Source organism: Zhongshania aquatica, from assembly GCF_027257955.1.
Taxonomy (GTDB): domain Bacteria; phylum Pseudomonadota; class Gammaproteobacteria; order Pseudomonadales; family Spongiibacteraceae; genus Spongiibacter; species Spongiibacter aquatica.
Genome location: NZ_JANZNQ010000048.1, coordinates 1 through 12,415 on the forward strand (window position 1 = coordinate 1; position 12,415 = coordinate 12,415).

Here is a 12,415-nt window from a genome sequence, read left to right on the forward strand (position 1 = left end):
GAGTATGCAACCGAGTGGCTTTGGTTTTACAATCATGAACGCCCCCATAAAGCCAACAATGGGAAGCCACCATTGATGGCTGCTTAACTTCTACTTTGAGCATCAGCTAAAAATGGGAGGATTACCGTGTCTAACCAATTGTTGCAAAGCGTCATTGCCTCAAACGCTGCTGAATTCAGACTTTAGAGAGTCTAAGGAGTAAATGTGACCAGAATAGAGCATTCAAACCTTACGGTTGCTGATATTGATGAAGCCATAAGGTTTATACGAATCATAGCTCCAGACTTTGATGTCAAAAGAGACGAAAGGCCGGAAAATAGTTATCGTTGGGTGCATATAGGAAACGATAACTGCTATTTCGCTCTTCAGGAGCCCCACTTAGATTAGGAGCCAAAACCTCCCAGAAAGGCATATAAGAATTTTGGTGTAAATCACATCTCTGTTATTGTAAATGGTATTTAAGCCATTGAATCTAATCTGCTAAATGCAGGGTATAAAAAGAGCGTTGACGCACCTCGAGAAGCATTCAGAAAGCGGCTGTATTTTTTTGATAGTTCCGGTTTTGAATGGGAATTTGTTGAATATAGTTCAAGTAATCCCAGTGAAATTTTTCTATATAAGTAAGACCTATAACAATCACATTAAAAAACACCCTGCAGGCTGGATCTCAGTTCGTTCGGCATTTTTATGCGAGGGGATAGACAAGGTGAACTATGAATAGTAATTTAATCTTCTTTCCGGTCATTGTTCAGATATTCCTGACATTATTTCTATATATTCTGCTGACTCTCAGAAAAATTAGGGCGCTAAAGTCTGGGAGCGTGAATGAATCGAGGCGCGGACTTTTTGATGATGCATGGCCTATTGAGGTTATTGCTGTTAATAATTGCATCAGAAATCAGTTTGAAGTGCCGGTATTGTTTTATGTGCTCTGTATGCTGTTATTCATGCTCAATGCGGTAAGTGTGCTTTCTCTGTCGGTCGCTTGCTTATTTGTTTTGAGTCGTGTTGTACATGCCTATATCCATACTGGTTCAAATGATGTTCCAGTTAGGCGTCGAGTTTTTATGATCAGCACGGTTCTTGTTTTGATAATGTCAGTTTTAGTTACTAGTGCAATATTTTCGCTCGTCTAGAAAGTTACTCAAGGGCAGGTTCCAGCTATGAATTTGAAGCTCATTAATCTAAGCGAATTAAAGATTTCCTCCCAAGAAAGCCTAACATTTCTCGCGGCAATCTTCGGATCAGCGACGATCATGTTAGGCATTGCGATGTTATTCGTTTTTCCTTTGAGTGCTGATTTATCTGAGGGCTTCCGCACACCCATAATCGCCTTTGAGTTTGCCCAAACTGAAGAGGACTTATCCTTCCTTTCTGGGAGTACTGAGTCCAGTCGTTTGAACAGGGAGAAAATGGATGCCGGCCATGTTTGGGATATGGTGTTTCCATTCGCTTATGCGGGCTTTATAGCATTGACGGCCATACAATTGGCTAGCAGGGGCCGTCGTTTTATTTATGCTGGGGCGGTGCTTGCGGTATTGATTATTCCGCTCGACATTAATGAAAACCTCACCTTGCTTAAGATCACAGAAGCGCTGGGTAATTCTGTTTCAATTGGTACGCTGTTGTTGGAGCTACATACGGCAACTTGGTTAAAGTGGGGCGCGATTGGAATTAGTATTTCTGTATTGGCGCTAGGCTTCGCCGCGAGTAAAGAGTACTTATCTGCTGCGATAAGTTTACTTGCTGCTTTGGGCATCGCTGCATACTGGGTCTTCGATTCCGAGCCGGTTCTAGCAGAGCTAATGTCGATACTGTTGTCTTTATTCATTCTCATCCTTTCTATAAAAGCATGTCTCCAGTCTTGGTCTGTCGTTCGACAGGGCGCGCAATAAATACACCCAGCTAGCGCCTTTCGACTTGTTCGGTTCATGCAACTAGAACACCGCAAAAGTGAAAGCTAAGAAGGGCGGATGGACTGCAGTAACCAGCGATAAGAAGCTGTCTGCGCAATGGGAGCGCACTATAGCGGTTACCTCTGGGGGTTACGAAGTACTTACAGTCGAGATGAAGGGCCCATGTAAGTGGTGCGCTGTGTGTACTGATCACTCGTTCTAGCCTTAGACCGTTGGTACTGTGCCACCGTCGATGACGTATTCAGCGCCGGTGATGGAGCTGGCCCTAGTTGAGACCAGGAACGCGATGAGATCCGCGACTTCTTTTGGTTTTGCAGGGCGACCAAGGGGAATGCCACCTAGTGATTCCATAATGATCTTTTTTCCTTGTTCGTAGTTTGATCCCGCTTGCTGCGCGAGCCGCTCGGCTAAGGCGACCGACGCTTCTGTCTCAACCCAGCCCGGTGAGACGCGCACCACACGGATACCCTTTGATGCTACTTCTTTTGACAGACTCTTGCTGTAAGTTGACAGCGCAGCCTTTGCCGCAGCGTATGCCGTCGTCGATTCTGGAAGAGGCAATTCTCGTTGGATTGATGTGACGTGAATGATTACGCCAGAACCTTGTTCAATCATGGACGGCAATAGCGCTCGGTCGATGCGAACTGCTGCCATAAGATTCTGATTCAACGCCGTCGACCACTCATCATCATCGAGTACGGCAAAGCCGCCCGCTGGGGCGGTGGAGCCCCCCATGACATTGACGATGATGTCTATCCCGCCAAGGTGCTCGAGAGTGGTTTTGGCAAGTGCCGCACAACCCGTCGCCGTTGTAAGATCAGCCGGGATGAAATACACACCCTCGGGGGAGAATTCAGGAATCGAGCGCGCGCTAGTCATGACCTTGGCTCCGGCGTCATGGAGTACCTCAACAACGGCGGCGCCAACTCCTTTGGTGCCGCCGGTAACAAGCACGCGGCGACCGTCGAGTTCTAGGTTGAAGCTCATAGTATGATCTCTAGCGACGCGATGCTGGAGCCCTCGATATTAAAGAAGTATCTAAGGTCAACGGGGCTGCCCGGGAAATTGCCCGTCAGTCTGCTAGTTACAATTGTTTTGCCGTCTCTTTCTTCGCAGGCGAAAGGCTCGCATGTATAGGTAAACTTCTTTGAGGTATCTGCCTTCCATTGTTTGATGGCAGCTTGACCGATGTAGGTGTTACCTTCGTCCTTCACAACGGCATTCTCTGTGAAGCATTTGGCCACCGTCTCGCTGTCACCTAAGTCGGCACTGAAATAGCTCGCGATGGGTTTGGGTAGGTTGATAGACATATGATTTATTCCTTTGCAATTGATTGATTTAAAGGATGACGCTAAGCTCCAAAAATGACAAGAACGCACAAAAAAGTAAGGTACTTACCAAAAAGTATGGAAGAAATGTCTGAAAAATCGTGGACTCCCACCTCAGCGGCTGACGGTGTTGAGCAAGTACTTAGGATTCTCGAGGGGCGCTGGAAGCTGGTGATCTTGTTCCATCTTTTCGGGGGCAAGCTGTTACGGTTTTCTGATTTGGAACGAGCGATCCCCGCTGTCTCGCAAAAGATGTTGATCCAGCAACTGCGTCAGTTGGAGAAAGACGGTGTCGTCCGCCGAATTGTTCATCATCAGGTTCCCCCAAAGGTGGAATATGGATTGACTGATTGGGGGCAGTCGCTATGTCCGGCCCTTGATGCGATGCTGAAGTGGGCGGCCTTGCGCGAAAACGGCGACGAAGTAAACTGACACAGCTGTGTCTATATTTCATTGGAATTCTAGTGGTTTGAATACGCTCGGCATCGCTGTTGATAGCCATTTTGGTAGCGCAATAGAAACAGCGTGTTTTGAAAATATCCAATATATAAAGCCATGTCGTTTACAAACCTATCCTGCTAAAAAATTGTGATATCTGCAGCATATATGCCTTGTTAGTGAAGTTTTAATTTTGGCTTAATAGCACGATGAATTCGGCCAGCCACGGCAATAAGCAGTGAATTATATAATCCGTGAATGGCGAGTAAATGCATGCGGTAGAGTGACAGGTAGGCCAGCCTAGCGATGGGGCCGCCAATGCGCATTTCGCTGCCGATAAAGCCACTCATTAATCCGCCGACGGTATTAAAGTTACTGAGCGAGACCAGCGAGCCATAGTCTTTGTAGCGGAAGTCTTTAAGCGTTTTTCTACGTTTGCTGCGAAGCAGATTTTTGTAAACGAGTGACGCCATCTGATGGGCAGCTTGGGCTCTTGGCGGTACGAAACCACCCTCTGGGAGTGCGCAGCTGGCGCAGTCGCCGATGACGAATATGTGGTCGTCGTTGCTTGATAACAGTGTCGGCTCTACTAAGAGCTGGTTGCGCTTATTGCTTTCTAATCCGTCGATTTTGGCGAGTTGCGGTGGCGCTTTGATGCCTGCAGCCCAAACGCGAATATCGCACTCTATGGTGTCATTGTCGGTCTCAAAGCCGTCCTTTGAGCAGCGCTTCACGCCGGTGTCGCAGCGCACTTCTATGCCAATTTTTTCTAGGGTGCGCTGCGCCGCTTTGGATAGTTTTTCAGATAGTGCGGGAAGAATACGTGGCCCCGCTTCGATTAGGGTGATTTTGTAATCGACTCTGCCAGCGCTCTCACGTTGGTAGCCGTACAAGCCCTGTGCTGTGTGTTGCAGTTCGGCGGCGAGTTCGACACCTGTGGCGCCGCCGCCAACTATGCCAATGCGCAGTATAGGAGTGCTTTGATCTTGTGTGTTTGAGTCAAGCTTTATTGATTTGCAGCTAAGTCGGTCCGTCTGATTTAGGAGATGTTGGTGAAAGCGTTCGGCTTGATTTTTGTCTTCTAGGAAATAGCAGAAGTCTTTTGCACCTGGAACGCCAAAGTCGTTGCTGATACCGCCTATGGCAATGACGGCGTAGTCATAATCTACATACTGTTTTGGGGTGATGAGTTCGTTATTCTCGTCGACGCGTTCGGCTAAGACTAATTTCTTTTTTTCGCGATCTATGGTTTCTAAGCTACCGAGGACAAAATTGAAGTGCTTGTTTTTGCCGTGGTATCGATAGCTGAGTTCGTCGAAGGTAGAGTCGATAGAGCCAGCAGCGACTTCGTGGAGCAGCGGTTTCCAAATATGGCTTGGGTTTTTATCAATTAAAATGATTTTTGTGGTTTTGCTGCGCTTGAATTTATTCCCTAGCTGGGTGGCTAGCGCCAAGCCTCCGGCACCGCCGCCGACGATAACGATGTTTTCCATAGTGGACATTCCGCTGAAAGTTTTGTGCGAAGCTTAGCAGCGAGTACGGCGGGGTGATATTCGTCAAACGTCTTGGATTGCCTGTTACTTAGTATTGCTTAATGTGGCGTTCTAAGCGTTTCTGCAAAGCGGTCGGTGGCGTCCACGAGGGCGTCGATCATATTCGATTCTTCAATCAAGTGGCCGGTGTCGGCAAGTACAATAAGTTCGCTGTTTGGAATGGCTGCTGCAAGTTGTTGCGATGTGCGTAGCAAGCAAGTTTGGTCTAGTTCACCATGAATAATCGTGACGGGTACCCTTGGTATTTTGTCGATATTGCGGAGAATTTGGTCTTCTTCAATGAAGTAGCGATTGACCGCGTAATGGGTTTCAATTTTCACTTTTAACACGAGGTCTTCGTCGGGTGTTCGCTTCGCGGCACCGGAACGCAAATTATGGGTTGCTACTTTACTTGACCAGTCCGCCCAAATACCGGCGTACTTTAGTTGGGTGTCTTTATTACCGTGGTGAAGACGTTGGTAAAAGGCAGCGACAAGATCGCTTTGTTCATCGACGGGAATGTCTTTAATAAATGCCTGCCAGTCTTCTGGAAACACGTCGCTTGCGCCGTGCTGGGCAAACCAAAATAAGTCTTGCTCTCTGGCCAGAAAACAGCCGCGCAGAATCATGCCGCTGGTTCGCTCGGGAAAGGCTTGCGCGTAAAGTAGCCCCAAGGTTGCGCCCCAAGAGCCACCGAACACCAGCCATTGCTTAATATTGAAATACTCTCGAATCCGCTCTACGTCATTTATTAGATACTGGCTGCTGTTGTTGGTAAGTTCACCTTTGGGCGTAGACATCCCGCAGCCGCGTTGATCAAAGGCGACAATATAATAGTGGTCGGGGTTGAAGTAGCGGCGATGGTTGTTGTTACAGCTCGATCCGGGGCCACCGTGCAAAAACACCACGGGAATACCCTCCGGATTGCCGCTGACCTCTACGTAGAGTTGATGCTTCGATTCGGTGTTGATGTGGTGCCCGGTACTGTCGCTAACGGGGTATAACTCTTTTTTCACAGGGTACCTACGGCTGAGACTTTTTGCGCGTTTATATTCGTGAATGCTGTGGATATGAGTGTTGGTTATGTCTTTTCAGCATCGTCATGATGATTTTGAAAATTAGAATCAGCCCCTGCTTGTACGATATAACAAAGGGGTTAAATGTAGTGATTCTATGTTTGTGATACCGAGAGTTATATAGATCTGTCGATCTTAAATTTCACTCTTGGTATCACGTGAGTCATGGTTTGCGGTCTAAAACGAAACCCCCTTGTTGTGCTCTACTTTGATGGGTTGATTAGGAATTTTCTTCCGGTGGTCTGCTGGCTATATGCGGCCACGATGTCTTTGTCTAAGGCATCTTCCAGAGAAATTTCGTCGCTGTAGTGGCTGGCAAAGGTGGTGTGTAATTCGTTGGCTACACGCTGTCGTAATAGCATTGTTTTTTCCATACCAATTTTTTGTGTGAACGGGGTGAGTAGCCACGCGTTGATGCCCCAGCTAAAACCAAAATTTCTGCTAATAATGGTAGGTGACATATCTAAGCCGCCATAGATATACAGCTGCTTAAAGGTATTAGATCCGTAGGGGCCAGGTAATTCAACGTCCTTTAGGGCCGCTCTTTCCATACAGGTAAGGATGCGACTACCTAAGTCACCGCCTCCGGTTGCGTCAAAGGCGATGTAGGCGCCGGTTTCTTCTATGGCGGCGGTCAGATCTGCCATGAAACTGTCGTCACTGGAATTGCATATATATTTTGCGCCTAGGGATTTTAATATCTCTGCCTGTTCTGGCTTGCGCACAATATTAATTAAGTCGATGCCGTCATCTAGGCAGATTCGGTTGAGCATTTGGCCTAGATTAGACGCCGCTGCGGTATGAATAATGGCCTTGTAGCCTTCCATACGCATGGTTTCGACAAAGCCTAGGGCGGTGAGCGGATTTACAAAGCATGACGCTGCTGCCTTAGCGGTGGTGCCTTCATTCATTGGCATGCATTGCATTACATTGACTTTGCGGTATTGGCAATACAGGGCACCGTCTAGCACGGCGACGGTTTTTCCGAGTAGTGCCTGTGCCGCTTTGCTGCTGCCCGCTTTTACCACCGTGCCTGCGCCTTCGTTACCGATGGCTAGTGGCTTGCCGATTCTGGGTTTTACTCGGCTTTCAATGCCTTTACGCAGTTTGGCGGTATAGCAGATGTCGGCGCCGCTGCCGCTGGTTTCGCCAGTAGTTACATCTGCTGGCATGATGAGAGTTGCTAGGTCGGATGGGTTAATAGGGGTTGCTTCAATTCGTACAACTACGTCATTTTCGCCCGGCTCTGGGACGGCTACTGACTCTAGAAATAGCTTTATATGTCCGTCGTTGGTGACTAGCGAGCGTAACTGCAGACCTGAAGTGGGTATCTGGTTGTTCATATCTTATTTTCCCCGGAAAATTAGGCGTCGGCGTATTTACTTCGATCCGACTTACTATAGCGTGAAGTTCGCAATCATTCCTATCGTTGCGTTAATGGCACACTCTATACCATTGAGCGTGTTTTAGTCAGTTGCGTTTAGGTTTGGTCGGTGAAGGAGGGCATTCTGAATCTGTTGCCTTACTTGGGGATATTGGGGTTTAACTGCAGTTATGTTTTTAAAAATATTTATCATAAAAATGTCGTGATTTAACGCTCGGGAGAAACCAGCAGTTTTCACCGATAGCCATTCACGACTTTACTTTTATTTGTGTTTATTGCTACTCAATTTAATCAAACTTCACCCAGTCGTACTGGCCTCCCATTCTGTTAATAGGTGGCTGCTGTCTTGCTGCCAAGGATGAAAATCATCCGCATAGAATTCTTTATAGGGCTGCCATGTATGTGCAAAAAAGCCCTGTTTGCCAAAGAGCTTCTTGAGGCCTTGGCGCCAAATACTGAGATTGAATAAATTCCCGTCTTTTTTAAGCATGTAGCAGACGCCTTTCGTCAGCTCGAGTGTGAGGAAAAAGGTCGTTCTGCGCATGGCGCGTCGTCGACTTTTGTCTGTGCCCCCCATTTGCTTGAAAACGTCAAACGCGACCGCTTTATGCTCCATTTCTTCGGCCGCATGCCAACGCCATAGTTCGCGCATTGCGGGGCTGGCGCTGTTGATTAACGAGTCTTCGCTTAGTAAGCGTTCTGCCAGTACGGCGGTGAAATGTTCAATAGCGACGGTGACAGCAAGATTGGTCAATGGCGGCATTCTTTTTTGAGCCCATGTTAAGCGGCGAGTCATTGAGTTTTCGAGCTTATCAAGATCATAGCCTCGGGCGTGGCTTAATGCATTGTTGTAGCGCTGATGTTCGCGACGATGAAAACCCTCTTGGCCGCAAAAGCCGCGAATGTCGTCCAGCAATTTGGGATCTGTGATATCGCTGCGATAATGTCGCACGCTGTCGATAAAGAATTTTTCGCCTACCGGAAAGGTAACCGACAAGGTGTTAAAAAAAGTGGTTAGGAAAGGATCGTTGTCGAGCCAATCGCCCTTTAGATCATCGGCGATATCGTGGCTGCGATCTCGGGGCTTAATGGCCTTTTTGTGTGCGGACACTTCTGCGGTCGCGAACGTCATTTGCACTTCCTCTTATTCGATGTCTTACCTTGTTTGACAAACATACTACTGGTTATAGTTATAAATATGGGGTTAAATACCTTCAATGTAGGGGTTATTTACCATCATTTGAGCACTCGGGTACGTCAATGCACGCTTATTTCATCGCATTATTGATCGAGTTTTTAGGCGAGCGTGGTTTTCAGTCGTCTGAGCTATTTCATGAAACTGGCTTGTCTGAGGAGTCAATTAAGCTGCCCGGCGGCTTGCCAGCTGATCAGCTTGATAGCTTATTTGCTAGAGCTATCGAGTTAGTGGGTGATCCGCAGCTTGGGCTGACACTGGGTGGGCGTATCAACATAATTTCCCAGGGGATCTTTGGCTATGCCCTGATGAGCAGCGCGACATCACATGATTCAATCAAATTACTGATTCGCTATAGTCGCGCACTTGTACCCAGTTTACGCCTTAGCTTTGGCATCACAGACGGTCGCGCGTGGATCCGGGCAGAGGGCGAAAATATCCCTCGGGTCTTAGCGCGGTTTTACATTGAGCTGGTGTTTGCCGCGATCGTGTATAACGGTCATATCCTATTAGCGCATGGCAAACCGAATACTGTTAAGGTGAATTTGGATTATTGGCCGGAAGGGGATGTAAGCGTTTGGCATTCGACATTTGGCTCTGATGTGAATTTCGATGCCATTGATTGTTCATTGAGTTTTGCTGAGGCCAGTCTGGCTACCCCCATCACCACAGCAAACCCTATTGCGGGTGATATCTTTAGGCGGGAATGTGATCGCTTAATTTCCCGCAGCCAGTTCGGGGGCAGCGTTCATGAACGAGTCCAGCAGTGTTTATTGCAGTCAGGATCAGAGTTTCCGGTTGCCGAGGTCGTTGCACGAAAGTTGAACATGAGCGAAAGCACGCTACAGCGGCGTCTAAAGCAGGAGGGTTGGCGTTTTCAGCAGTTGCTGGATGAGGTGCGACACACCCTTGCGCGTGAGTACCTTGAAGCCACTAATTTGCCGGTAGCTGAAATTTCGCTGTTGTTGGGCTTTAGTGATGCACCCAATTTTCGACGATCCTTTCGGCGATGGTCTGGCACCACACCGCAGGGATTTCGAGACCGCGTAAGGTGCGTTTAGGTGGCTAAATGACTGAATATCAAAAATAATTGCACCGCTTTGGGATGGTTGTCGAGCGAGTAGCGATACATCTGTAGTAGATTTATTTATAATTGGGCCCGCACTTAGTAACAGCACGAATGGAACACATGCCCAAAAAAAGCAAAGCCATGTATGGCATAACACGCATTGACGACTATATTTGTAATTCCCATGCTTGGCGTGTCAGTCTTCGTCGTCAGAACGTTATGCATGTTAAGAATTTCCCGGACAAAACCCTCGGTGGCAAGGGCAAGGCACTTGCTGCAGCGAAGGTTTATCGCGATGAGATTGTCGAGAAGTACCCACCAACGACACGCCAAGAAATGTGTAAGATCACGCGGAGTAATAACAATTCCGGCTATCCCGGGGTTTACTCTTACGCAAAGAGTTACAAATTAAAGAATGGCCATATTAAAGAGCTAAGGTACTGGGAGGCGCATTGGCCCGGAGAGAAGCCTGGCACCTTCGAAAAGGTCACATTCCCAATTCAGCAATATGGGGAAGAGAAGGCCAAGAAGCTAGCAATCGCCGCTCGTAAAGCTGGAGTAGCGAAATTGAAAGGCGTGTTCTGGGCCAGTGAGCGGGGAGTAAAGCCCAAATAGCCGTTATGCGGATTTTACGTTGAGTTAAATTTTTAAAAATCACCCGCGCACGTCCCTACTGGCTGTTAGTTAAAACACCCTCCTTCTTAGATACATAAAACTCGTAAATACCCTATTAATTTCTGCAGTCTTTCAGTGTTATCTGCGTATCGCCGGTCTATTTGAATGTACGGTAAATATGCGATTCACCTTCGCCGCATTCACCCAAAATACCGTCGATACCGTTCTCAACCGCAGCTTGCATGATACTGGTGCCGACTTCCGTCTGAACTTCTTGGGTCGTACCGTCGCGAGATTTGTAAATAATGAATGGCATGGTGTGTTTTCTCGTACTTTTGATTAGTTGAATGCGTCTTTGATTTCAATAGGCTCGTTGGCGAGTTTTAGATGAAAGGCAATCAGCGATCACACTATTTTGTCAAAAGGTCTTATTTCATCCTAGCGCACCATATCTAGGCGGCATCAAGTAATCCTTTGATGTATCTATATACAAGTGTGATTCTATTAATAGCTACCCTGCTTTTTGAGTCATAACAAGTCTTATATGTATTTCAAAATTAGCCCTAATATCTTGCGGATACGCGGTGTGTAAGGCGGAAAAATGTTTTGTGGTCATGTAGTGTGACCGGGCTATCGCCCGCTCATGTGCGAAAGCGCGAATACCCCATTCCCTATGATAGCTGCCAATGCCGGAATTATTGACGCCGCCAAAGAGTAGGTTTTGATCCAGGACGTGAGCAGCAATGTGGTTTACACAGGTGCCGCCTGCTGTGGTTTCAGCAATGATTTTGTCGGCTTTGCTCTTGTTGCGACAATGTCTAGGCTGTCGAAGTCTGTGAAATTTACGTCAGCAGCTTGATAGAACAAGCCTACCACGTACTCGACGGTTTCGGCGTTGGTGGAGTTCAAGCGCGCATCAATACTGTGTTGGGCGTAGTCGTCCTGCAAATCAGCGTCAACTAGCGGGAGGGGGCATGCATGGGAAGATATTGCATCTTCTGACTCGTACTCTGCGTAGCCGTAAACAGCCGTTAATTGATGGTCTGTAAACTCTTGTTCATAGGTAGCAATAAAGACATTGGATGTTGCATCGCTATTGTCGTCGTTATTAGGCACTGAAGAATCAAGTGCTAAATTTGATAGGTCGTAGGGGGAGGTCTAGTTGTGATCCGGCCTGATTACCTGTGCTGACCTTATTGTCTAGACTGAATTGGCTGCCGAATTCAGCGAAATTATCTGTATCACATAGATATTCTATGCGCTCTCATGCGGTGAGCTTGCCACGGCTGTGCTGGTAATCGACCGCTTTTGGTCGTGACTCATCGAGTAGCTCATGTTGACGTTTCAATACGGTTGCGCGCGGCTCTTCGTGTGTTGGCATCACATCTACTCCAGAGGATTTTTGTTTAGTTTTGCGCGTTTAAGAAAAGGTGCTTCCGTTAGGTAAACGATTGCGCTCTATTTAAAAATCATGTGTAAGCCGATGCCAACTGATTGGTGCTGATCATATATCGTCTTTGGGATTTGTTAGATCTTTCACCGCAATATGAAGCTCATTTTTATCGTCATTGGCTTGTTGCGTATTCCGGCCCAACCTGATCACCGCCTGCGACGCAACGTGATCACCTGTTGCGAACGAACGTGATCACTCATTGCGATTCAAAGTGATCACTTTACGGGACTTATCGCAACGGGTGATCAGGTTGCCGCAATGACTGATCACCATCATTTTCCACACCACCTCATGCATTGAAATTCATCCTGTACTGCACGTTATCCTTGCCGCTTTTGCGCCGGGATGACGATGCCAAACACGAGATTAGCAATGCGACATATCAAAGAAATTCTCCGCCTTAAACTTG

General features: G+C 47.4%; 14 protein-coding genes. 5 read left to right on the plus strand and 9 right to left on the minus strand.

Features of this window, described 5'->3' with window-relative positions; translation table 11 throughout:
- Window positions 1-713: 713 nt before the first annotated feature.
- Window positions 714-1,136, plus strand: coding sequence for an MAPEG family protein (locus tag O9X78_RS19905; protein WP_269621461.1), 423 nt, complete (start codon window positions 714-716; stop codon window positions 1,134-1,136).
- Window positions 1,137-1,163: 27 nt separating this feature from the next.
- Window positions 1,164-1,895 carry a hypothetical protein gene (locus O9X78_RS19910; RefSeq protein WP_269621462.1) on the plus strand — a complete coding sequence of 244 codons (732 nt, stop codon included), beginning with the start codon at window positions 1,164-1,166 and terminating at the stop codon, window positions 1,893-1,895.
- A gap of 225 nt (window positions 1,896-2,120) precedes the next feature.
- Here the strand turns inward: O9X78_RS19910 and O9X78_RS19915 are convergent, their stop codons facing one another.
- Window positions 2,121-2,903, minus strand: a complete 783-nt coding sequence (locus O9X78_RS19915) for an SDR family oxidoreductase (protein WP_269621463.1) — start codon at window positions 2,901-2,903, stop codon at window positions 2,121-2,123.
- A complete protein-coding gene (locus tag O9X78_RS19920; protein WP_269621464.1) occupies window positions 2,900-3,226 on the minus strand; it encodes a nuclear transport factor 2 family protein in 327 nt (108 codons plus the stop codon). Before O9X78_RS19920 ends, O9X78_RS19915 begins: the two co-directional genes overlap by 4 nt.
- Before the next feature lie 54 nt (window positions 3,227-3,280).
- Between O9X78_RS19920 and O9X78_RS19925 the strand changes: the two genes are divergently transcribed.
- The gene (locus O9X78_RS19925; protein WP_269621465.1) at window positions 3,281-3,676 is read left to right on the plus strand and encodes a winged helix-turn-helix transcriptional regulator; all 396 of its coding nucleotides are present in this window, start codon (window positions 3,281-3,283) and stop codon (window positions 3,674-3,676) included.
- A gap of 182 nt (window positions 3,677-3,858) precedes the next feature.
- Here O9X78_RS19925 and O9X78_RS19930 read toward each other — a convergent pair whose 3' ends face one another.
- The 4 genes from O9X78_RS19930 to O9X78_RS19945 all read right to left on the minus strand — a co-directional run bounded on the left by O9X78_RS19930 (window position 3,859) and on the right by O9X78_RS19945 (window position 8,806).
- On the minus strand, window positions 3,859-5,175 hold the full coding sequence (locus O9X78_RS19930) for an NAD(P)/FAD-dependent oxidoreductase (protein WP_269621466.1): 1,317 nt from the start codon (window positions 5,173-5,175) through the stop codon (window positions 3,859-3,861).
- A gap of 98 nt (window positions 5,176-5,273) precedes the next feature.
- Complete coding sequence (gene pip / locus O9X78_RS19935) at window positions 5,274-6,230, minus strand: prolyl aminopeptidase (protein ID WP_269621468.1); 957 nt, start codon at window positions 6,228-6,230, stop codon at window positions 5,274-5,276.
- A 263-nt stretch (window positions 6,231-6,493) separates the two neighbouring features.
- Window positions 6,494-7,633, minus strand: a complete 1,140-nt coding sequence (locus O9X78_RS19940; protein ID WP_269621469.1) for a zinc-binding dehydrogenase — start codon at window positions 7,631-7,633, stop codon at window positions 6,494-6,496.
- A 339-nt stretch (window positions 7,634-7,972) separates the two neighbouring features.
- Window positions 7,973-8,806 carry a metal-dependent hydrolase gene (locus tag O9X78_RS19945; RefSeq protein WP_269621470.1) on the minus strand — a complete coding sequence of 278 codons (834 nt, stop codon included), beginning with the start codon at window positions 8,804-8,806 and terminating at the stop codon, window positions 7,973-7,975.
- 128 nt (window positions 8,807-8,934) lie between these two features.
- Between O9X78_RS19945 and O9X78_RS19950 the strand changes: the two genes are divergently transcribed.
- Both O9X78_RS19950 and O9X78_RS19955 read left to right on the plus strand, forming a co-directional pair.
- A complete protein-coding gene (locus O9X78_RS19950; protein ID WP_269621471.1) occupies window positions 8,935-9,930 on the plus strand; it encodes an AraC family transcriptional regulator in 996 nt (331 codons plus the stop codon).
- Between the two features lie 128 nt (window positions 9,931-10,058).
- The gene (locus tag O9X78_RS19955; RefSeq protein WP_269621472.1) at window positions 10,059-10,553 is read left to right on the plus strand and encodes an AP2 domain-containing protein; all 495 of its coding nucleotides are present in this window, start codon (window positions 10,059-10,061) and stop codon (window positions 10,551-10,553) included.
- Between the two features lie 157 nt (window positions 10,554-10,710).
- Here O9X78_RS19955 and O9X78_RS19960 read toward each other — a convergent pair whose 3' ends face one another.
- From O9X78_RS19960 to O9X78_RS19965, 3 genes are all read right to left on the minus strand, one after another.
- Window positions 10,711-10,869 carry a 2Fe-2S iron-sulfur cluster-binding protein gene (locus tag O9X78_RS19960; protein WP_269621473.1) on the minus strand — a complete coding sequence of 53 codons (159 nt, stop codon included), beginning with the start codon at window positions 10,867-10,869 and terminating at the stop codon, window positions 10,711-10,713.
- 195 nt (window positions 10,870-11,064) lie between these two features.
- Window positions 11,065-11,340, minus strand: a complete 276-nt coding sequence (locus O9X78_RS20975; protein WP_350339248.1) for a hypothetical protein — start codon at window positions 11,338-11,340, stop codon at window positions 11,065-11,067.
- Entirely contained in the window at window positions 11,304-11,669 is a 366-nt protein-coding gene (locus tag O9X78_RS19965) for a hypothetical protein (RefSeq protein ID WP_269621474.1), read from the minus strand. Before O9X78_RS19965 ends, O9X78_RS20975 begins: the two co-directional genes overlap by 37 nt.
- Window positions 11,670-12,415: the final 746 nt, after the last annotated feature.